Below are 22,187 nucleotides of genomic sequence, written 5' to 3' on the forward strand. Positions count from 1 at the left end.
ATTTGATAAATTGAGTATAAAACACCCAAGATACAGGTGTGAATTTGATAAACTAAGTATAAAACACCTAAGATACAGGTGTAAATTTGATAAACTGAGTATAAAACACTCAAGATACAGATGTCAATTTCTTCTTTTTATTAAAAAAATAAATAAAAATGTATAGAGATTTTTTAAGATAATTCTCTAATAATTCATAATATTCAAGAAAATAAAAAAATACGAGAGGATATTAAAATCCTCTCGTACATTATATCACAATAAAATCTATAAAAAGCTATTCGAATAAGCGAACATCTACACGGCGGTTTTTGGCACGGCATTCAGGTGTGTCATTCGCTTTACAAACTGGAAATTCTGCACCAAATCCTTCTGCTTTCAACCGCGAAGCATCAATTCCTAAGCTTATTAACTTGTTCATTACCGATTCGGCGCGTTGTTGCGACAAGGTTTTGTTGATTTCTTGCGAACCCGTGTTATCGGTATAGCCTCCCATTTTGAGTTTTACCTCTGGGAAGGCTTTCATTATCGATGCAATGTTCAAAAGTTGTTGTTCAGATTTTTCGGTAAGTTCATCGTTACCTGTTTTGAAATATACCCGATCAAGGGTTGTCCAAGTTGAGAACTTAGTCTCGGTATCTGTATTTCCGATAAGGCTAAGGATTTTCTTTTCCGAAGAAAATTCACCTACATTGAGTTTTTCTCCATTAGGAAGTATATATTCTGCCCATTCGCCCAAATCATAAACATAATTACCATCGGCATCCAATACTATTTTCTCTTCAATGAAAGTATTGGCTTTTTGGTCTTCTAAGAAAACTTGCTCTTCTACTTGTTGAATTTCTTTGGTATGTCCGCCTAAGATAGGCGCAATAACCAAACCAACCAAGCAAGTAAGTTTAATTAAGATATTCATAGAAGGACCTGAGGTGTCTTTAAAAGGGTCGCCCACCGTATCACCTGTAACAGCAGCTTTGTGAGCATCAGAACCTTTGTATGTCATTTGCCCGTTAATTTCAACACCTGCCTCGAACGATTTTTTGGCATTATCCCAAGCGCCTCCGGCATTGTTTTGGAAAATTGCCCAAAGTACTCCCGAAACAGCCACACCAGCCATATAAGCTCCGAGTGCTTCTGCACCCATTACAAACCCAATGATTATCGGAGTAATAATGGTTATTGCCCCAGGAAGCATCATCTCACGGAGTGCAGCTTTGGTCGATATATCTACGCATTTTCCGTACTCGGGCGTACCTGTTCCGTCCATAATTCCAGGTATTTCACGAAATTGACGACGAACCTCATTTACCATATCCATAGCTGCTTTCCCTACTGATTGCATAGCCAATGCCGAGAATACCACAGGAATCATTCCCCCAATGAAAAGAGCTGCCAGTACATCAGCTTTGAAAATATTGATTCCGTCAATTCCCGTGAAGGTTACATACGCCGCAAACAATGCCAAAGCCGTGAGCGCTGCCGAAGCAATAGCAAAACCTTTTCCTACGGCAGCAGTTGTATTGCCCACAGAGTCTAAAATATCAGTGCGTCCGCGTACTTCTTTGGGTAATTCACTCATTTCGGCAATACCCCCAGCATTATCCGAAATAGGACCAAAGGCATCAATAGCCAACTGCATTGCCGTAGTTGCCATCATTGCCGATGCAGCGATAGCAACTCCATAGAAACCTGCCAACACGTAAGAACCCCAAATAGCCACAGCAAACAAAAGTACTGATGAGAAAGTTGATTTCATACCCGTTGCCAATCCTGCGATGATATTGGTCGCCGCACCAGTTGATGAGTTGCGAACAATATTAAGCACCGGTTTTTTACCCAAAGCAGTGTAAAATTCTGTAAAAGCCGAAATTAAAAGCCCCACAGACAGCCCAACTACTGTTGCCCAGAATACATTGGTGTTTGAAATTTCTTTAACTCCTTCGCCAAAGAAATTCATTTGAAGTGTTGCTGGCAACATATAGTGAATTAAGAACCAAGATGCTACCAAAGTAAGCCCCAAAGCTACATAATTACCCAAGTTCAAAGAGGCTTGTACTTGCGCTTCTTTGGCGTCATTATTTTTTATTTTTACAAAGAAAGTCCCAACAATTGAGGCAATAATACCGATACCAGCAATCACCAAAGGAAGGAGAATGGGACCCATATTGCCAAAATTATCAGTAAAAGAACCATTAGCTTGTACCATATCTTTAATGATGTAATTCCCCAACACCATTGATGCTAATACCGTAGCTACATACGACCCGAAAAGGTCTGCTCCCATACCGGCTACATCTCCAACATTGTCTCCTACATTATCTGCAATTGTTGCCGGATTGCGAGGGTCGTCTTCGGGGATACCTGCTTCAACTTTTCCTACCAAATCAGCTCCCACATCAGCAGCTTTCGTATAAATACCACCGCCCACACGCGCAAATAATGCTATAGACTCTGCACCCAAAGAAAAACCTGCCAAAGCCTCTAAAACAATGGTCATTTCAGCATAAAAATCACTTTTGCCTGTAATGAACATCGTAACAAAAATAAGAAAGAATAAGCTCAATCCTAGTACAGCCAAGCCAGCAACACCCAGTCCCATAACTGTTCCTCCTCCAAAAGAAACTTTCAAAGCCTGTGGTAAGCTTGTTCGAGCTGCTTCAGTAGTACGAACGTTTGCTTTGGTAGCTATTCGCATACCAATATTTCCTGCCAAAGCAGAGAAAAATGCTCCACAAACAAAAGCAACAACAATGAGCCAGTGTGTAGTTTCAACAAACTGAGAAATAACAAAAAGAGCCACCGAAGCCAAAAGTACAAAAATAGCTAAGATGCGATATTCTGCGCTTAAAAAAGCCATCGCACCTTCTTGAATTTTGTCAGAAATACTTTGCATTCGCTCGTTTCCTGCATTTTGTTTTCCTATCCAAACGGATTTGCTAACCATTACTATTAGCCCAATAAGAGCTAATGCAATAGGTAAATAAATGAATATTTGTTCCATAAAAAATTATGATTAAATAATATGTTATAAATTAAAGGCGTAAAATTACAAAATTTAGACAAAAAAACATATCTTTTTTGCAGAAAATTGAAAAAATATTTTAATCAAAGATGTTCTTTCAGCAGAAAAGTTCTATCTTTGCCCCGAAAAAAAGCAGTTATATGAAACATATCGAAGCTATCGGAAGGTATTTTTTGATGATATATGAAGTGTTCCGAAAGCGTACAAAATGGTCAATGACCAAGAAGCTAATACTCAAAGAAATAGATGACCTTATGTATGGGTCATTAGGGATTGTGGCGTTTATTTCGATATTTGTTGGCGCAGTTATTGCGATTCAAATGGCACTTAATATTGATAATCCGCTTATTCCCAAGAGTTTAATCGGGTTTGCAACACGTCAAACGATTGTTTTGGAGTTTGCTCCTACATTTACCTCTATTATTGTCGCAGGGAAGGTCGGTTCGTTCATTACATCAAGCATCGGGACAATGCGAGTTACTGAGCAAATAGATGCATTAGATATTATGGGAGTCAATTCACTTAATTACCTGATTTTCCCTAAAATAATAGCTTTGCTTTTGTATCCATTCCTGATTTCAATGGCAATGGCTTTGGGTGTTTATGGAGGATATATAGCGGCAACGCTTGGCGGATATGCGACTTCGGCAGAGTTTCTGGAAGGACTTACACTAAATTTCCGAGCGTTTGATGTTTTTTATGCTTTTTTCAAAAGTTTAATATTTGCTTTTATTTTGGCAACAATTCCTTCGTATCATGGATATTATATGAAAGGCGGGGCGCTTGATGTGGGTAAAGCCAGTACGGTTTCGTTCGTTTGGACAAGTGTTGTTGTGATTATAATTGATTTTTTCATCACTCAAATAATGCTTACATAGATGATAGAAGTTCAAGACATAAAAAAATCATTTGATGGAACAGAGGTACTCAAAGGTATTTCAGCAACTTTTCATACAGGAAAAACCAATTTGATTATAGGGCAAAGTGGTTCGGGTAAAACAGTTTTCTTAAAAACACTTTTGGGATTACATATTCCCGATAGTGGAAATATTGTTTATGATGGAATTAAATATGCCGATATGACCAAAGACCAACGCCGTAGTTTGCGACAAGAAATGGGTATGGTTTTTCAAGGAAGCGCGCTATTTGATTCGATGACTGTTGAAGAAAATGTAATGTTTCCCTTGCAGATGTTTTCAAATCTGACGCAAGGTGAGATGAAAGATCGCGTTGATTTTGTTCTCGAAAAAGTAAATCTGGTAAATGCTCACAGCAAGAAACCTTCTGAAATATCAGGAGGCATGCAAAAACGTGTTGCCATTGCTCGTGCAGTGGTTAATTCGCCCAAGTATCTTTTCTGCGATGAACCCAACTCGGGACTTGACCCTAAAACGGCTATTGTAATTGATAATCTGATACATACTGTAACGCAAGACTTCAACATAACGACCATTGTCAATACGCACGATATGAATTCGGTAATGGAAATAGGGGAGCAGATTATCTTTTTGAAGAATGGTTATAAAGAATGGGAAGGCTCTAAAGAAACGATATTCAAAACGGATAATGAGGCGGTTACCGATTTTGTATATTCGTCCGAATTGTTCAAGAAAGTTCGACAAATGTATATTGAAGAGAGAGATTAGTTTGCCAAAATGCTGTAAATTATAATCAAATTTTTGTACTTTTGTCTCCAAAAGCAATTTTTGATGAATCCTGAAATATTACATACTCCCATTGAATATCTGAAAGGTGTAGGGACTCAGCGTGCCGAGTTGCTTAGGAATGAATTAGGAATTAACAATTTTCAAGATTTAATTCACTTATTTCCCAATCGATATATTGACCGAACAAAGTATTACAAAATAAATGAATTGCAACAAAGTAATTCTGATGTTCAAATTGTAGGTAAAATCATTCATTTGCGTACAGTTGAAGGTAAGAATAAAACTCAAAATCGGTTGGTAGCCACATTTGTTGATGAAACAGGACAAATGGAGCTTGTTTGGTTTCGGGGAGCTAAGTGGTTCAAAGACAATCTACAACTGAATGTTCCGTATGTGATTTTTGGTAAATGTAATTATTTTAATGGTGTATTTTCAATGCCACACCCCGAAATGGAAACCCAACAAGAGCATTCGCAAAATACCCAATCGGCAATTCAGCCTGTATATCCTTCAACTGAAAAACTTACCAAACGGGGAATTTCAAATCGTGTAATTCGCAAACTTGTACAAACGCTCTTTGCTGAGGTTGGCAAATCTTTTTACGAAACACTTCCCGAACATATTATATCGCACTTGCGTTTGATTTCCAAAGCCGATGCTTTACTTAATATTCATTTTCCACAATCGCAAGAGCTTTTAGCAAAAGCACAATTTCGATTGAAGTTTGAGGAACTTTTCTACATACAACTCCAATTAGTTCAGAAAAATTTGCTAAATAAACAACGAATAAAAGGTTTTTGTTTTAGCAAAGTAGGGAATTATTTTTCTGATTTTTATAATAATCATTTGCCTTTTGCTCTTACCGAAGCTCAAAAACGAGTTATTAAAGAAATTCGTACCGATATGGGGTCACATGCCCAAATGAATCGACTTCTACAAGGTGATGTAGGATCTGGAAAAACTATTGTAGCACTTATCAGTATGCTTTTGGCTTTGGATAATCAATATCAAGCCTGTTTGGTTGCTCCTACAGAAATTCTTGCTATTCAGCACTTTAACGGAATATCCGAATTGATAAAAGATATGAATATCAAAATAGCACTTCTGACAGGTTCTTCAAAAACTTCTGAACGAAAACAGATTCATGCAGATTTGGAAAATGGTGATTTGCAAATACTTATTGGAACACATGCGATTTTAGAAGATAAAGTTCAATTTAAAAATTTGGGACTTGCCATTATAGATGAGCAACATCGGTTTGGAGTAGCACAACGTTCTAAACTTTGGCATAAAAATCATATTCCACCTCATATTTTGATAATGTCGGCAACGCCGATTCCACGCACATTGGCTATGAGTTTGTATGGTGATTTGGATATTTCAGTAATTGATGAGCTACCTCCAGGACGCAAACCTATCCAAACGATACATCAATACGAAAACAAACGCTCACAAGTATATGATTTTCTTTATAAAGAAATAAAAAAAGGTCGTCAGGTATATGTAGTTTATCCTTTGATAGAGGAATCAGAAACGCTTGATTATAAAAATCTTACAGAAGGATTTAATCAGTTGGCAGCTTGTTTTCCTACACCGGAGTTTCATATTTCGATGGTTCATGGGCAAATGAAACCAGCTGAGAAAGAAATTGAAATGCAACGATTTGTAGAAGGGAAAACCCAGATTATGGTTGCTACAACAGTTATTGAAGTAGGTGTTAATGTTCCAAATGCTTCTGTTATGGTTATTGAGAGTGCTGAGCGCTTTGGTTTATCTCAATTGCATCAGTTGCGTGGGCGTGTTGGGCGAGGAGCAGAGCAGAGTTATTGTATTCTGATAACGGGAGTAAAACTTGGGTCGGATAGTCGTACGCGAATGGAGACGATGGTCGCTGCTAATGATGGTTTCCGGATTGCTGAAGTTGATTTGAGATTGAGAGGACCTGGTGATATGACAGGAACTCAACAAAGTGGAGTATTGACTCTTAAAATAGCTGATATTGTTAAGGATAGTGATATTCTGAAAACAGCACGTGCCTTTGCTATTGAATTGTTGAAAATAGACCCAAATCTTGTTCAAGAACAGTTTCGCAACGTAGCATACACACTTGCTCAACTGAGGAAACATAAAAATATTTGGAATTATATAAGTTAAGATAAAAGATAAATGAAACAAAAAAGGTTTCTTTATAAGAAACCCTTTTCCATAAAAATATGATAATCTCAAATGTAAAATTTATATTTCTTCTTGGTCTTTCAATCTTTGAATAAATTGAGCTCGTTGTACAACATTTCTTTTCACAACAGAAGGTTTTGTAAAATGTTGTTTGCTACGAAGTTGGCGTATAATGCCCACACGATCAAACTTTCGTTTGTAACGTTTGAGTGCTCTATCTATATTTTCTCCGTCTTTTACTGGTATTATTAGCATAATCTTACACCTCCTTTCATTTAGCGGGTGCAAAGATAACAATATATTTTTATTTTTGCAAATACTTTTCTAATTATTTTTCTGTAAAAATCGAAAAAGAGTGAAATGTTAAGTTCATAGGCTACTCTGATTTCATTGTCTATAAATGTTTGATGAAATAAATAAAGTTTTGTTATAATCAAAAAAAATAAAAAGCCTTAATATACATTAAGGCTTTTATGTTTTACATTTATCGCTTACAGTTTGCTTTCCAAGTGGCTCCTTCTTTTATAAAAAGAATAGTAAGATCACTTTTACTTATTGTAATGATACTTTGACTATCTCCACCGATAAGGTCAATTTTGTAAGCTTTTCCATCTTTAATTTCAACTCCTGTAATACTAGGAATATCATCAGAGAAAATAAAATTGTATTTATCGCCTACTTTTGCTATTGTAACTTTTCCATTGTCGTTACTTTTGCTGTCATTTCCTTTAATATAAGAAACAGAACCCTCATACGTTCCTACAAATAGGTCATTGTCGGTAGGGTCATCATTTTTGCTACATGCAATTAGTGTAAATACAACTAATGATAAAAAACTCAAAAATTTGATTGTTCGTTTCATATAAAATAAAATTTAAATTAATACTGCATATTTAATAACAAGAATTATGCCAAAAAAATATTTTTCACAAATAAAATATGATTATTAGCTATTTTTTTATGAATATTTTAGCTTTTTATTGATGGTTTATAAAATTTTCAATTTCATTTATATACCAATCGAAATTATCATACATTATATAATGAGTGCTTTTGGGTACATATACTAAAGTAGCTTGTTGGATATTTTTGTATTGTGAGTTCAGAATAGATTTGGCATATTTGAAATTGGTTTGTAAAAGAACAATTGTAGGAATTTTGATATTTTTTATTTTTTCACGAAGGTCGCTATTGGTTAATTCGCAATAGAGTTTAGCGAAAGTTTCTCTATCGGAAGCTAAGCTCCATTGTAGAATTTCGTTTATTTTCTCATTGTTTGAAGTCATTTTACAAATGGCTTTATATTGCTGATTTTCAAATTGTTTTTCTGGAATAGAAATAAATTTTTTGGTAAAAGACGAACAATTTTTTATTCGTTTGGAAGTAAAACTAAATATAGAAAATCCCGAAAAATAAGGAACAGCATCAATGATGATGAGTTTTTGAAACAATTCAGGATAATCAGAAGCTAAATTCATTGCTATAACGCCTCCAAGGCTATGCCCTACAAGGATTGGTTTTTGAATATTTTGTTCTTGTATATAGCGAGCTATTTGGTCTGTCCAAAACGAAATAGATGAATTAGGATTGGGTTTTTCTGTTGCAAAACCAGCCATTGTCAAAGAATAACAAGTGTAAGAATCGTGCAAATGTTCAATAGTTTCCCTCCATATATCAGCGGAATTGGCCAGTCCTGGGATAAAAACAATAGACTGCTGAGTGACACCAGCCTTACTGACACTAAAAGGAAAATTTTGCCCAATACTATTTTGAAAACAAATTAAAAAACAAAAGAAAAGCGTTTTTTTCATTTTATTTTATAAGAATTATCAATCATTCAACTTCAACACCGCCATAAACGCACTTTGTGGTACTTCTACGTTTCCGATTTGTCGCATACGTTTTTTCCCTTTTTTCTGTTTTTCAAGGAGTTTACGCTTACGCGAGATGTCTCCTCCGTAACATTTGGCGGTAACATCTTTACGGAGTGCTTTGATGGTCTCACAAGCGATGATTTTCGTCCCCATAGCCGCCTGAATAGGAATGTCAAACTGCCTTGCATGGGATTAGTTCAATACCGTTTTTGCACTTGCATAACACTTGGGCACCTTTTCGGGCTTTTGTGGGATTTCATAGCAAAGTCCTGTATTATCTTTTTCTTCATAGTGTGTTTTAAATTGACTTTTTTGTTTATTAATTTCGTCTATTGAAATGAAATAAGGGAATATCTTTCTTAAGATTATCTCCATCTCTTTGATAAACGGCAATTATAATAGGAGAATTGGTCAGTTTCTGCATATTGAGATGTTTGTCCACATCTTTGCATCTAAAACGAAAAATCAATTGTTCATTTATGTTATGAAAACTTCTACATTTTACATCAATCTCTATATTTCCGAAGTTTCGCACCAAAAAATCTCCTTGCTTTATAGCAAAATATTTATTTGTTAATAAGTATTGCTGAAAACTGCTTTTATCTTGATATAATTCCTCCAAAATAAATCCATTTTCTTTGGCTTGAATTTTAAAATATTCTTGAGCTTTCAATCCAGCACGAAAATAATCCTTACAATAGTTTTTGAATTCTGATTTTCCTACTTGTACAGGTGTCCAATGTTGTTCTCCTTGATAGATGATTGTATCTTCCGTAATGGTGCTAATATTCATTAAGTCTTTTGCAGTTGGAACATATTGGCTTTTGATACCTTCTTTATGTAATATTGATGATATGATACCCCATAATTTATACTATTTTAACTCAGGAAATATGATTTTTATAATTGAAGCAAGTTCTTCATTTTGAACAGGTTTATTATCTTGGTATTCTCGTGAAAACCTTTGAAATACCCCTTTTCTACTATTAAGTTTCAAAATTTCTTTTTCTCTATCATATACATCTATTGCCTTAAAAATGATATCAATAGAATTCTTAATAGTAAGAAAAAGCATTGTTCAACACTCCTAACAAGTTAGGAAATTTATAACCTATTGGTTTTCCTTTCTTTAAAGATAAAATAATAAATAACACTTTCCGGTTTTGCAAAGCTAAATTTATTTTTTCTTTGTCTTTCAATTTTTCTATAAATCTTAATAGAGACCATCTTTCAAAACCTTCTGTATTTTCATTGGCATAGATTTTATAGCTTTCCGTAATAAATGCTCTATCTTCTTCTTTCACAACATACCCATCATTGAATAATTTCTGGAATTGAACAGAAATTTCTGGCATATCAGCATCTTCATTTAAAAATGTTCTTGCCAGTCTGATAAAATCGGTGGTTTTTCTATCATCATATAATTCGTTAATATCGTAGAAGGCTATCTCATTGTTGTTCATAAACTTGAGTAGTTCTCTATAATCATTCAAGAATAGAGCTCTATTTCCCCATTCACTCTCTTCATTTTCTACTTTCGGATTTAAGAAATTTCCATTTTCAGAAATAAAGGACTTCAAATTTTCTAAACAAAGCTTGGAATGTTCCCAATCTTCCTCAAAAATAAGTTGAGTGCTATACATAAACCTATTAACAAGTTTCTCAAATAACTCTAAATCATATTTTTCCTTCATTGTATGAGTATTTAATATTATTTTAGATTTTTAGAAAAAATTACTTGAATATGGTAGCTCTCCGCTAATCATTCAGCTTCAACACCGCCATAAACACACTTTTGCATCGCTACCACCAGCTTGCTCAAAAAGCACTTTCAACGCAAGCGTACGCGTGAACCAATGGGAGCGCTCCCGTGCTTGAATGCGACCGCTCCCGTTCGTTCACCGAAGCGTACCTATGCAAATCCCCGTAAAATCAGGTGTTTCCAAAGGGGTTACTTGCTGTACTTTTCGTACTTAACGGTTGCCAACATTTCTCTTAAATCGGCACCGGGTCGAAACTGAATTTTGTTGCCTGTGATGTTTGCTGCCGTGAATTTCTTTTCGTCGTCCACGCCTTCGCTACTTAGCGTGATTTGGAAATTTCCAAAGTCGCCAAACTTCACGATTTTGCCTTCCGACAGGTGTTTGATAAGAATTTTAGTAAACTCATTGAGCGTTGCCAACACATCGGTATCGGACACGGTGGTCGAGCCTCCCGCGATTTCTTTGGCAATGGTTTTTAGGTTGATTTCGCCATCGGCTTTGGCATTGGCGTAAAACTTGGGTGCTTCCGTAGGTTTTTGCGGATTTTTTCTACCTACTACATTGTACTTTACTGGCATAACGTAAAAAATTAAATGGTTAATTATTCGGTTTATTTTATTAATCTATGAATGAAAAACTATCTGATATTTAATTTCAGAGAGTCTTTTATTAGCAATATCAAAGTATTTAGGTGTCAATTCACTTCCTAAATAATTTCGATTTAGTTTTTTTGCAACAAGGGCAGTTGTCCCTGTTCCCATAAAAGGATCATATATAATATCTCCTTCATCAGAAAAATTTTCTATAATTGTTTTTACTAATTCCTCAGGAAATACAGCAGAATGTGTATCAGTTACTTTTTTACCTCGTTTGATAAGCCATAAATCATCTAATCGTCCTCTTTGAAAATTTGCTTTTTTAAATTGTCTGCTAATAGCATCATTAGCATCAAATATAAGTATTAGTTCTGTTCTTCGATTAAATACTTTTTGAGCCATTGCAGGTTGTGCGTAACCTTTATCCCATACAATAATATCTTTCAAATAATCTGATAAATCTCCTATTATTTTAAATATGGCTCTTTTGCTACCAGTTACTATTTGAATATTATAAAAGATAATACTTGACGTTCTTAAAAGCTCTTTCAATACTTTTAAATGAAATTCATAATATTTCTCAATAGGTAAATTATCATCAAAACCTTCATATTTAGTACTAAATTCTTTCACTATTTGTCGTGAACAGTATTTACCATTTCGGATTCTCAAATTCATATTGTAGGGAGGAGAGGTAATGACTAAATCAATTGAGTTATCAGGAATACGACTGAGTGTATCTAAACAATCCTCATTATATATTTTATTAATTTCTATCATAAATATAAAAAAAAACTTACCTATAAGTAGGTGTGCAAAAGTACAAAATTTTGGACTTTTGTACAAATTTATTTTTTACGATACAATATGCTTACTGAAATTGAACGCTTTGTAATTGATCGAGTGAGAAAATTACGCGTAGAAAAAAATATCTCACAGGCTGAATTAGCTTTATCTATTGGTGTATCTATTGGATTTATAGGTAAAGTAGAGAGCCTAAAATATAATTCCAAATACAATTTGAATCATATTAATAATATAGCGAAAGCTCTAAACATAAGCCCAAAACAATTATTACCTGACAAAAGTCTATGAAAAACATTGAAAAATTAAAAAATGAATTTAGTCGAATAAAGGCTATGGGATTTACCCCAAATACAAGACCTAATAATAAAGACGGAGGTATTGGAAATACTTTTGAAGATTTATTAGGAGTTGAAGAAAATAATAAAAAAGAGGCTGATTTTGAAGGAATCGAAATCAAAACTCAAAGATTTTTAACAGGATCTTCGGTGTCTCTTTTTTCAAAATCACCTGATTTTCCTAAAAAAGCGAACAACTATCTAAGAGACACGTATGGTGAGATACGTCAAGAGGAACATTCTGATAAAAAAATTTTGTTTGCTTCTGTATATGGAAATAGAGAAGGAGAAGTTTATTCAAAGTATAAAATGAAATTAAATGTTAATAGAGAAGCTCAGAGGATAGAGTTACTTATAAAAAACCTTGAAGGAAATTTATTAGAAACTATTTATTGGAATTTCTCTACAATTAAAAAGGCCTCTCATAAGTTAGATACTCTATTTTTAGTTTTTGCTGACACTAAGATAGTTGATGGAAAGAAATTTTGTCATTTTACTAAAGGAGAACTTTATCATAAATTTGACTTTGAAAAATTCTTAATTGAAGTAGAAAAAGGAACTATACAATTTGATATAAGAATAGGTGTTTATAATTCTGGTAAAAACTATGGCAAGACACACGATCACGGAAGTGGCTTCAGAATAAAACCACAACATTTTAGTGCGTTGTATACTTCTTTTGAAAAAATACAGTAAGTAGTAAAGGAGAGTTATTTTAAACAAAACTCTCCTTTTTATTTTCTCAATCATTCAACTTTAACACTGCCATAAACGCACTTTGTGGTACTTCCACATTTCCGATTTCGCGCATACGTTTTTAGCTTTAAAAAAAACTAAAATATAAAAAAGATATATTTCTTATATTTAAAAACATTATATGTAAAACAAGATATACTATGAACAAACCTAAACATAAAACAATACACGTATCAAATAATTCCCCTATTGGAAGTAAATATCCAAAAAGGCAAAAAATAATTACAAAAAAAGCTATAAGGATAGAATATGATATGTATATATAAAGTTCTTGGTATAAACTAATTTTCTTTCCTCCTATTTCTTTTTTTGTAGAAATTTCTTTTAATTTATCTATATTTTTATTTGAAGCAGAAATCAAAATAGATATAGCTGTGGTATTAAATCCTGCTAAAATACTTAATAAAATCATTATTTGTCCTAAAAAAGTGTCATTAAATACAATATAACTTTTTGAGTAACAAATAAATATAAAAGATATTATGAAAGGTAAAATAATATCGAAAAATCTATATTTTTTCGATATTACATAATAATCAGATATCAAAATAAAAAATTCTCTAAAAAACATTTTTATATTAAATTAATCATTTCTTTTTTAATATCGTCTCTAACAATAGCTCCAGAATTTGGGTCTATTGTTACTTCTATATAATTTGATTTGATAATTTTTTCAATAAAAAATTTAGTTTCATTATTATTATTATCTTTTCCTCTAACCCAGATTCTAAAAATTCTGGTATCTTGAGTTAAATTTTGAAGAACATCGCGAACATATTCTCTAATACTTTGATTAAATTCAGCCTTTGCTCCAATGATAAGTTCATTTTTTACGTTCAAAGTTCTTTGGGAAAGATTTAGGAATTCCGAACCTAATACTTCCTTATCCATATAAACCTTACATTCAACTATTCTGTGTATTCGATCTATAATTTCTTCTGGATTATTTATAATAATATCTCCTATTTCGGTATCGAATGATTGTTCAACATTTAATGATAACATATATTTATATATCATTTTATCAAGATAATCTTTAAATTGATGTGCATTTATTCCTAAATGTACATTTTGGTATATTATTTCAAATTCAGAATTCCTGTTAAATGCTAAAATAAAATAATTTTGTTCTTTTTCTCCTTCAGTCAATAATTTAGGATTATTTCTTTCACTATTTGTTGTATGATCCAATAAATTTTTTCTTGTACCAAAAGGAGCAGACTTGATACAGCCAAAAAAACACTTTTGTCTACCTTGAAAGTTTCGTTGATGCAAGGTACTTATAAATTCTACTGAGCAAAATTTTGATTCATTTATGTAATATTTCTTTTCATTTTCATTCAATCCATTTAAATAATTTACAAAATTATCAAAATCAAAATCTTCAAAATTATTATCTGTGTTTCTCTGATAAAATCTGAATATGTGATATGTTACTTTTCTTTTATTTCTCATAGAAAAAATATTTATTAGTCATTCAACTTCAACACTGCCATAAACGCACTTTGTGGTACTTCCACATTTCCGATTTGGCGCATACGTTTTTTTCCTTTTTTCTGTTTTTCAAGGAGTTTACGCTTACGGGAAATATCGCCTCCGTAACATTTGGCGGTAACATCTTTGCGGAGGGCTTTAATGGTTTCGCGGGCAATAATTTTCGCTCCAATCGCTGCCTGAATCGGAATGTCAAACTGCTGACGCGGAATGAGTTCACGCAGTTTTTCGCACATTTTCTTTCCGATGTTATACGCATTGTCGGCGTGGATAAGAGCCGAAAGTGCGTCAACCGAATTGGCGTTGATAAGCACATCGACTTTCACCAAATTCGAGGCTCGCATTCCGATAGGCGAATAATCAAACGAAGCGTATCCTTTTGACACGGTTTTCAATCGGTCGTAAAAATCAAACACGATTTCCGCTAGTGGCATATCAAAATTCAGTTCCACACGCTCGGGAGTAAGGTACGTCTGATTGGTAATTTGTCCACGTTTTTCGATACAAAGCGACATCACTTGTCCCACAAAATCCGCTTTGGTAATTACCGATGCTTTGATGTATGGCTCTTCCACTCGGTCCAATTTCGATAGGTCAGGAAGGTCAGACGGATTATTTACAACGATAGGCGTTTCAGGGTCTTTCTTCGTGTACGCCAGATAACTAACGTTCGGAACAGTAGTAATTACTGTCATATCGAACTCGCGTTCCAATCGCTCTTGAATGATTTCCAAGTGCAACATTCCGAGGAAACCACAACGGAAGCCAAAGCCCAATGCCGCTGAACTTTCAGGAGTGAAAACCAGCGAAGCATCGTTCAGTTGAAGTTTTTCCATTGAAGCCCGAAGTTCTTCATAATCCTCTGTGTCAACGGGATAGATTCCAGCGAAAACCATTGGCTTTACATCTTCAAATCCATCGATGATTTCGGTACAGCCATTCACTGCCGAAGTAATGGTATCGCCCACTTTCACCTCACGAGCATCTTTAATTCCTGTGATGAGATAGCCCACATCGCCCGTTTTTACGGACTGTTTGGCTACTTGATTGAGTTTAAGCGTCCCCACTTCGTCAGCATCGTAGATTTTTCCAGTGGACATAAATTTGATTTTCTGTCCTTTGGTAATTTCGCCATTCATCACACGGAAATACGTTTCTACTCCACGGAACGGATTGTAAACCGAGTCGAAAATCAACGCCTGTAAAGGAGCGTCGGGGTCGCCTTTTGGGGCAGGAATACGCTCCACGATGGCTTCCAAAATTTTATCCACACCCAGTCCTGTTTTTCCAGAAGCAGGGATAATATCATCGGGAGAGCAACCCAGCAAATCGACGATATCGTCTTTCACTTCTTCGGGATTTGCCGAAGGAAGGTCGATTTTATTGAGGATTGGAATAATTTCCAAATCGTTTTCCAAAGCCAAATAAAGGTTGGAAATAGTCTGAGCCTGAATGCTTTGAGCCGCATCGATAATCAGCAAAGCTCCCTCACACGCAGCAATGGAACGCGACACTTCGTACGAGAAATCCACGTGACCAGGCGTGTCGATAAGGTTTAAGATGTATTTTTCACCCTTGTATTCGTATTCCATCTGAATGGCGTGCGATTTGATGGTGATACCGCGTTCGCGTTCCAAGTCCATATTGTCAAGGAGTTGGTCTTGTTTTTCGCGTTCGGTAACGGTTTTGGTAAAGTCCAAAAGTCTATCGGCAAGCGTACTTTTGCCGTGGTCTATGTGTGCGATAATGCAGAAATTGCGTATGTTTTTCATTATCTTTTTCAAATTGATGTAAAAATGCAAAGATACAATCTATTCGAAGAAAATATACAAATTATAAAAAATATTTTATAAAAAAAACTTTTTTTTCAATAGAAGTGCTTATTTTTGTCCTCAAAATAAATCATAAATGACCATACAAGAAATTCAAAATGAAATTGTAGCCGATTTTTCTCTGTTTGACAATTGGGAAGAACGCTACAATTATATGATTGATTTAGGTAAATCATTACCTCTGATTGACTCCAAATACAAAGACGAACAACATCTTATAAAAGGTTGTCAAAGCCAGGTTTGGCTACATGCTGAACTTAAAGATACAAAAGTGATACTTACTGCCGATAGTGATGCTATTATTACCAAAGGAATTATCGCTATTCTAATACGGATATTTTCAGGACAAACTCCCGAAGATATTCTCTCTGTTGATATGCAATTCATTGATACCATTGGACTAAAAGAACATCTCTCACCCACACGAGCCAACGGACTTGTCAGTATGATTCAGCAAATAAAACTCTATGCGAAAGCCTTTCAAACACTTAATAATTCAAAATAATATGCAAGAAAATACTATTGATACAGAACAAATTGGAGAAAAAATAGTCGAAGTACTACGTACTATTTATGACCCTGAAATTCCTGTTGATATATACGAATTAGGGCTTATATATGATGTTTTTATCAACGAAAATTATGATGTAAAAATACTAATGACTCTCACAACACCTAATTGTCCAGTGGCAGAGGTGCTTCCGCAAGAGGTTCAAGAGAAAGTTCGTAGCATTGACCAAATTAATAATGTGGAAATAGAGCTAACCTTCGATCCGCCCTGGAATCAAGATATGATGAGTGAAGAAGCAAAATTAGAATTAGGATTTTTGTAATCTACTCAAAAGCCCAATTATATCAACTCATACCTTTTCTATAATGAAATTGTTATAGTTTCATTGTCAAAACAAAAAGATATTTAATTCTCAATATTATCAAACTTTGTTTTAATGTCTAATTTTTTATACGATGACTTACAAAAATATTCAATTAAAGTTTTTTTGTATAAATAAAAATCCGTACCTTAGCGCCCTCAAACACAAAAAGAATAATTATCATTTTATAATATAAAGAAATGAAAAAAATTGATAAGAAAGTGTACCTAAAATGGTACGAAGATATGCTCTTTTGGAGAAAGTTTGAAGATAAATTGGCAGCAGTTTATATTCAACAAAAAGTCAGAGGTTTTTTGCATTTGTACAACGGACAAGAAGCAATAGTTGCGGGTTGTATGCATGTTATTGACCCGACCAAAGACAAAATGATTACTGCGTACAGAAATCACGTACATCCAATTGCTTTGGGGGTTGACCCACGAAGAATTATGGCAGAATTGTACGGAAAACAAACAGGAACTTCACACGGATTGGGTGGTTCGATGCATATTTTCTCCAAAGAACACAATTTCTATGGAGGACACGGAATAGTTGGAGGACAAATACCGTTGGGTGCAGGACTTGCTTTTGCAGACAAATATTTTGGCAGAGATGCAGTAACGCTTACTTTTATGGGAGATGGTGCTACACGTCAAGGGTCTTTACATGAAACATTCAATATGGCTATGAACTGGAAACTTCCTGTAGTTTTCATTTGTGAGAATAACCATTATGCTATGGGAACTTCTGTTGAAAGAACTGCTAATCACCCTGATATTTGGAAACTTGGATTAGGTTACGAAATGCCTTGTGCTCCTGTCGATGGAATGAATCCTGCAAGTGTTGCAGAAGCTGTTTTTGAAGCTGTTGAAAGAGCTCGAAGAGGTGATGGTCCTACGTTTCTTGATATTCGTACTTATCGATATAGAGGACATTCTATGTCCGATGCTCAGCATTATCGTACCAAAGAAGAAGTAGAAGAATACAAAAAAATAGATCCAATTACACAAGTTCTTGATGTGATTAAAGCTAAAAAATATGCTACAGATGCTGAAATTGAAGCTATTGACGAGCGTGTGAAAGAGAGAGTGGCAGAATGTGAAAAATTTGCCGAAGAGTCACCTTTCCCTACCAAAGAAGTAATGTACGATGTAGTGTATCAACAAAATAATTATCCTTTTTTACCTCATAAATTATAATAAAAATGGCAGAAATTGTTAATATGCCGCGACTAAGCGACACAATGGAAGAAGGAGTCGTTGCCAAATGGCTCAAAAAAGTAGGAGACAAAGTAAATGAAGGCGATATTTTGGCAGAAATTGAAACTGACAAAGCCACAATGGAATTTGAATCTTTCCATTCAGGAATATTATTATATATAGGGCTAAAAGAAGGAGAAACTGCTCCTGTAGATTCACTTTTAGCAATTATCGGAAAAGAAGGAGAAGATATTTCGGCTCTAATAGGAGGTTCTGCATCTTCTGCACCAAAAGTTGAAACTTTACCAACAGAAACACTCGCAAAAGAAGAAAAATTGGATCAATCTGTTGCTGCTCCTGCTGGCGTTGAAATAGTTACAATGCCACGATTAAGCGATACAATGACCGAAGGAACTGTAGCTACTTGGCTTAAAAAAGTAGGAGACAAAGTAAATGAAGGTGATATTCTGGCAGAAATTGAAACTGACAAAGCCACAATGGAATTTGAATCATTTCATTCAGGAACATTGTTATATATAGGTATCAAAGAAGGAGAATCGGCTCCTGTTGATTCGCTTTTGGCTATTATAGGTCCTGCAGGAACTGATGTAAGTGCATTGGTAGCTGGTGGGGCAAAACCAGTTGCTACACCTGTTTCTTCCGAAGTAAAAACGGAAACTAAGCAAGAATCTACATCTGTTGCTACCCCAATAAATGATGTGAACGGACGTGTTTTTGCTTCGCCTTTGGCAAAAAAAATAGCCCAAGATAAAGGTATAAATCTATCACAAATAAAAGGAACAGGCGAAAACGGACGTATTACTAAAAAAGATGTTGAAGGCTTTACCCCTTCTGTAAGTGCTTCTGTATCAGTAGAGAGTAAAACTTCCGCAGTAGTAACTCCTTTTGTACCTACTGGACAAGAGGCTATTCAAGAAGTGAAAAATTCGCAAATGCGTAAAACGATTGCTAAACGCCTTTCGGAATCCAAATTTACAGCACCACATTATTATCTTACTATTGAAATTGATATGGACAACGCAATGGCATCACGTACTCAAATTAACAATTTGCCCGATACCAAAATTTCGTTCAATGATATGGTTGTGAAGGCTTGTGCAATGGCTTTGAAAAAACATCCGCAAGTGAATACTTCTTGGAAAGGAGATATTACTCTTTACAATCAGCACGTACATATTGGAGTGGCTGTGGCAGTAGAAGATGGCTTAGTAGTGCCTGTGTTACGTTTTACGGATGCTATGAGTTTAACTCAAATAGGAACACAAGTGAAAGATTTGGCAGGTCGAGCTCGAAACAAAAAACTAACTCCTGCTGAAATGGAAGGAAGTACATTCACGGTGTCTAATTTAGGAATGTTTGGAATTGAAGAATTTACATCAATTATCAATCAACCTAACTCTGCTATCTTGTCTGTGGGAGCTATCGTAGAGAAACCCGTAGTAAAACAAGGACAAATTGTGATAGGACATACAATGAAAGTTACTTTGGCGTGCGATCATCGTACTGTTGATGGAGCAACAGGAGCTCAATTCTTACAAACACTCAAATCTTTTGTCGAAAATCCTGTTACAATGTTGGCGTAATTGGAATAGTTAAATTTTTTATATGATATTAAAACTCTCTAAGTTAAAATATACTTGGGGAGTTTTTGTTTTCTAAAAAAATCGTATCTTTGTTATTCATTTTTAACTGATGAAAAAAAATATTATTATAACAGGGACAAGTAGAGGAATAGGTTTTTGTACAGCAGAATTATTAGCAAAAATGGGGCATAACCTGCTTTGTTTATCTCGAAATATTATTTCTACAGAGCTTTTGAAACTTCCTAATGTTATGTCTTTACAAGTAGATTTGTCTTGTGATAAAGATTTTGAGAAAATCACACATTTTGTTAAACATAATTGGAATAAAGTAGATGTACTTATTAACAACGCAGGAATATTGATAAATAAACCTTTTTCTGAACTTTCACCGGAAGATTTTGTAAAAACATATCAAGTCAATGTTTTTGCAGTAGCAAGACTTGTACAGATAGTTTTACCCTTTATGAAAAAAGATGCTAATGTGCTGAATATTAGCAGTATGGGAGGAGTGCAAGGAAGTGTGAAATTTGCGGGTTTAGCAGCATATTCTTCATCAAAAGGAGCTTTGATTACTTTGACAGAATTATTAGCTGAGGAATATAAAGAACAAGATATTACCTTTAATGTATTAGCTTTGGGAGCTGTACAAACTCAAATGCTTCAAGAGGCTTTTCCTTCTTTGCAAGTTCAAACTAAGCCTGAACAAATAGCAGCCTACATAACCGATTTTGTTCTTGAAAAATATAAATTGTTTAATGGAAAAATATTGCAAGTAGCTAATTCTACTCCGTAAAAAATTAGAATAAAAAAATAGTAATTATGAAACGTATTGTGTTTATTTTTAGTTTGTTATCTGTGATATGTTCTGCACAAGAATTTGTTGTAATGACATATAATATTCGTTGTGATACTCCGCAAGATGGTGTTAATTCGTGGTCAGAAGGTAATAGAAAAGAAAGGGCTCTTACCTTAATTACTGAGCAACAACCTGCTATTTTGGGTGTACAAGAAGCTTTGTATAATCAGGTAGAAGATTTAGAAACTAAACTTGCTGAATATCAGCGAATAGGAGTGGGGAGAGATGATGGTAACAAAAAAGGAGAACATATGGCTCTGTTTTTTAGAAAAGATATGTTTAAACTACTTGATAGTGGAAATTTTTGGCTTTCTCAAACTCCCGAAATTCCTTCAAAAGGCTGGGATGCGACTTGTTGTAATCGGATATGTACATGGGTAAAATTACAATATGCAGGTCGAGAATTTTTCGTATTCAATACACATTTTGATCACGAAGGGCAGCAAGCACAACAGCAAAGTGCTAAACTAATTCTTCAAAAAATAAAAGAAATTGCTAAGAAAAAACCCGTAATTCTGATGGGAGATTTCAATATGACACCTGATAATCTTTCGGTTCAGTTGATTGCTAAAAAGCTATACGATACTCGCTATGTAGCTTCAGAAGAAATAAAAAACAAAGGAACTTTCAATGCTTTTCGCACCAACGAACCACTCAAAGGACATATAGACTATATTTTTACAACTCCTGATATAAAAACAATTCACTACCAAATAATAGATAAGTTAATAGATAAGTTGTACCCATCAGACCATTTGCCTGTGGTTGTTACTTTGAAATTGTAATTTTATTGTGACTGATTCTTGAAAAAACTAAGTATACATCCTCCATACTTTTTACAATAGGAAAAATTAGGGACATCTGAAAGGTCTGTATGTATAGAATGTTCTACAATTAACATACCTTCATCTTCTAATAAATTACGTTTGAATATAAGAGAAATTATTTTTGAAAATAATTCCATAGAAAATTCATATGGAGGATCTGCAAAAATAATATCGTATTGCGCATTTGTTTTTTCCAAAAAAATATAAACATCGGCTTTAACAGCTTGAATATCAAAATCTAATTCGTTTGCTGTTTTTTGGATAAATTTGATACAAGAGATATCTGAGTCAACAGAAGTAATATGAGTTGTACCACGACTGGCAAATTCGTAGCTGATATTGCCTGTTCCAGCAAATAAATCTAAAACACAAATGTCATCAAAGAAAAAATGATTATTCAAAATATTGAATAATGCTTCTTTGGCAAAATCAGTTGTAGGTCTTACGGGGAGTTTGGACGGAGCTATAATTCTTTTTCCTTTGTTTTTACCAGAAATAATTCTCATAA

At 34.4% G+C, this 22,187-nt stretch carries 23 protein-coding genes and 1 pseudogene; 11 read left to right on the plus strand and 13 right to left on the minus strand.

Features of this window, described 5'->3' with window-relative positions:
- Positions 1 to 277 precede the first annotated feature (277 nt).
- A complete protein-coding gene (locus OO775_RS04885; RefSeq protein WP_264845912.1) occupies positions 278 to 3,001 on the minus strand; it encodes a sodium-translocating pyrophosphatase in 2,724 nt (907 codons plus the stop codon).
- Positions 3,002 to 3,162: 161 nt separating this feature from the next.
- Between OO775_RS04885 and OO775_RS04890 the strand changes: the two genes are divergently transcribed.
- From OO775_RS04890 to recG, 3 genes are all read left to right on the plus strand, one after another.
- On the plus strand, positions 3,163 to 3,900 hold the full coding sequence (locus OO775_RS04890; RefSeq protein WP_264845913.1) for an MlaE family ABC transporter permease: 738 nt from the start codon (positions 3,163 to 3,165) through the stop codon (positions 3,898 to 3,900).
- Entirely contained in the window at positions 3,901 to 4,668 is a 768-nt protein-coding gene (locus OO775_RS04895) for an ABC transporter ATP-binding protein (protein WP_264845914.1), read from the plus strand.
- A 63-nt stretch (positions 4,669 to 4,731) separates the two neighbouring features.
- Complete coding sequence (recG, locus tag OO775_RS04900; RefSeq protein ID WP_264845915.1) at positions 4,732 to 6,843, plus strand: ATP-dependent DNA helicase RecG; 2,112 nt, start codon at positions 4,732 to 4,734, stop codon at positions 6,841 to 6,843.
- 81 nt (positions 6,844 to 6,924) lie between these two features.
- Here the strand turns inward: recG and rpsU are convergent, their stop codons facing one another.
- The 8 genes and pseudogenes from rpsU to OO775_RS04940 all read right to left on the minus strand — a co-directional run bounded on the left by rpsU (position 6,925) and on the right by OO775_RS04940 (position 11,877).
- Positions 6,925 to 7,119, minus strand: coding sequence for a 30S ribosomal protein S21 (gene rpsU, locus OO775_RS04905; RefSeq protein WP_264845916.1), 195 nt, complete (start codon positions 7,117 to 7,119; stop codon positions 6,925 to 6,927).
- Between the two features lie 229 nt (positions 7,120 to 7,348).
- Positions 7,349 to 7,726, minus strand: a complete 378-nt coding sequence (locus OO775_RS04910; RefSeq protein WP_264845918.1) for a hypothetical protein — start codon at positions 7,724 to 7,726, stop codon at positions 7,349 to 7,351.
- A 115-nt stretch (positions 7,727 to 7,841) separates the two neighbouring features.
- Positions 7,842 to 8,675 carry an alpha/beta fold hydrolase gene (locus OO775_RS04915; protein WP_264845919.1) on the minus strand — a complete coding sequence of 278 codons (834 nt, stop codon included), beginning with the start codon at positions 8,673 to 8,675 and terminating at the stop codon, positions 7,842 to 7,844.
- Between the two features lie 18 nt (positions 8,676 to 8,693).
- Positions 8,694 to 8,921: pseudogene (locus tag OO775_RS04920) on the minus strand (elongation factor 4); the annotation flags it as partial.
- Between the two features lie 136 nt (positions 8,922 to 9,057).
- Positions 9,058 to 9,531 (minus strand): hypothetical protein, encoded by a 474-nt coding sequence (locus tag OO775_RS04925; protein WP_264845920.1) that lies wholly within the window; start codon positions 9,529 to 9,531, stop codon positions 9,058 to 9,060.
- A gap of 262 nt (positions 9,532 to 9,793) precedes the next feature.
- On the minus strand, positions 9,794 to 10,432 hold the full coding sequence (locus OO775_RS04930) for a DUF7829 domain-containing protein (RefSeq protein ID WP_264845921.1): 639 nt from the start codon (positions 10,430 to 10,432) through the stop codon (positions 9,794 to 9,796).
- A gap of 257 nt (positions 10,433 to 10,689) precedes the next feature.
- Positions 10,690 to 11,079, minus strand: a complete 390-nt coding sequence (locus OO775_RS04935) for an HU family DNA-binding protein (protein ID WP_264845922.1) — start codon at positions 11,077 to 11,079, stop codon at positions 10,690 to 10,692.
- A 45-nt stretch (positions 11,080 to 11,124) separates the two neighbouring features.
- On the minus strand, positions 11,125 to 11,877 hold the full coding sequence (locus OO775_RS04940; RefSeq protein WP_264845923.1) for a DNA-methyltransferase: 753 nt from the start codon (positions 11,875 to 11,877) through the stop codon (positions 11,125 to 11,127).
- An 87-nt stretch (positions 11,878 to 11,964) separates the two neighbouring features.
- Here OO775_RS04940 and OO775_RS04945 point away from each other — a divergent pair, with 87 nt between their 5' ends.
- Both OO775_RS04945 and OO775_RS04950 read left to right on the plus strand, forming a co-directional pair.
- Entirely contained in the window at positions 11,965 to 12,192 is a 228-nt protein-coding gene (locus OO775_RS04945; protein WP_264845924.1) for a helix-turn-helix domain-containing protein, read from the plus strand.
- Positions 12,189 to 12,935, plus strand: coding sequence for an MvaI/BcnI family restriction endonuclease (locus OO775_RS04950; RefSeq protein ID WP_264845925.1), 747 nt, complete (start codon positions 12,189 to 12,191; stop codon positions 12,933 to 12,935). The genes OO775_RS04945 and OO775_RS04950 overlap by 4 nt, the downstream gene beginning before the upstream one ends.
- Positions 12,936 to 13,062: 127 nt before the next feature.
- Here the strand turns inward: OO775_RS04950 and OO775_RS04955 are convergent, their stop codons facing one another.
- The 3 genes from OO775_RS04955 to lepA all read right to left on the minus strand — a co-directional run bounded on the left by OO775_RS04955 (position 13,063) and on the right by lepA (position 16,261).
- Positions 13,063 to 13,407, minus strand: a complete 345-nt coding sequence (locus OO775_RS04955) for a hypothetical protein (RefSeq protein ID WP_264845926.1) — start codon at positions 13,405 to 13,407, stop codon at positions 13,063 to 13,065.
- A gap of 161 nt (positions 13,408 to 13,568) precedes the next feature.
- Positions 13,569 to 14,450 (minus strand): hypothetical protein, encoded by an 882-nt coding sequence (locus tag OO775_RS04960; protein ID WP_264845927.1) that lies wholly within the window; start codon positions 14,448 to 14,450, stop codon positions 13,569 to 13,571.
- A gap of 14 nt (positions 14,451 to 14,464) precedes the next feature.
- The gene (lepA, locus tag OO775_RS04965; protein ID WP_264845929.1) at positions 14,465 to 16,261 is read right to left on the minus strand and encodes a translation elongation factor 4; all 1,797 of its coding nucleotides are present in this window, start codon (positions 16,259 to 16,261) and stop codon (positions 14,465 to 14,467) included.
- A gap of 136 nt (positions 16,262 to 16,397) precedes the next feature.
- On the opposite strand from lepA, the gene OO775_RS04970 reads away from it, so the two are divergent.
- The 6 genes from OO775_RS04970 to OO775_RS04995 all read left to right on the plus strand — a co-directional run bounded on the left by OO775_RS04970 (position 16,398) and on the right by OO775_RS04995 (position 21,637).
- Positions 16,398 to 16,826, plus strand: a complete 429-nt coding sequence (locus OO775_RS04970; protein ID WP_264845931.1) for a SufE family protein — start codon at positions 16,398 to 16,400, stop codon at positions 16,824 to 16,826.
- Between the two features lies 1 nt (position 16,827).
- A complete protein-coding gene (locus tag OO775_RS04975) occupies positions 16,828 to 17,154 on the plus strand; it encodes an SUF system Fe-S cluster assembly protein (RefSeq protein ID WP_264845932.1) in 327 nt (108 codons plus the stop codon).
- A gap of 239 nt (positions 17,155 to 17,393) precedes the next feature.
- On the plus strand, positions 17,394 to 18,392 hold the full coding sequence (gene pdhA, locus OO775_RS04980) for a pyruvate dehydrogenase (acetyl-transferring) E1 component subunit alpha (protein WP_264845933.1): 999 nt from the start codon (positions 17,394 to 17,396) through the stop codon (positions 18,390 to 18,392).
- Between the two features lie 5 nt (positions 18,393 to 18,397).
- Positions 18,398 to 19,996, plus strand: coding sequence for a dihydrolipoyl dehydrogenase family protein (locus tag OO775_RS14175; protein WP_264845934.1), 1,599 nt, complete (start codon positions 18,398 to 18,400; stop codon positions 19,994 to 19,996).
- A gap of 109 nt (positions 19,997 to 20,105) precedes the next feature.
- Complete coding sequence (locus tag OO775_RS04990; RefSeq protein ID WP_264845935.1) at positions 20,106 to 20,789, plus strand: SDR family NAD(P)-dependent oxidoreductase; 684 nt, start codon at positions 20,106 to 20,108, stop codon at positions 20,787 to 20,789.
- Positions 20,790 to 20,815: 26 nt separating this feature from the next.
- Positions 20,816 to 21,637 (plus strand): endonuclease/exonuclease/phosphatase family protein, encoded by an 822-nt coding sequence (locus OO775_RS04995; protein ID WP_264845936.1) that lies wholly within the window; start codon positions 20,816 to 20,818, stop codon positions 21,635 to 21,637.
- A 2-nt stretch (positions 21,638 to 21,639) separates the two neighbouring features.
- On the opposite strand, the gene OO775_RS05000 is transcribed toward OO775_RS04995, so the two are convergent.
- Complete coding sequence (locus OO775_RS05000; RefSeq protein ID WP_264845937.1) at positions 21,640 to 22,185, minus strand: RsmD family RNA methyltransferase; 546 nt, start codon at positions 22,183 to 22,185, stop codon at positions 21,640 to 21,642.
- Positions 22,186 to 22,187: the final 2 nt, after the last annotated feature.

Origin of the sequence: Capnocytophaga catalasegens, assembly GCF_026005215.1 — a bacterium.
Classification (GTDB): Bacteria; Bacteroidota; Bacteroidia; order Flavobacteriales; family Flavobacteriaceae; genus Capnocytophaga; species Capnocytophaga catalasegens.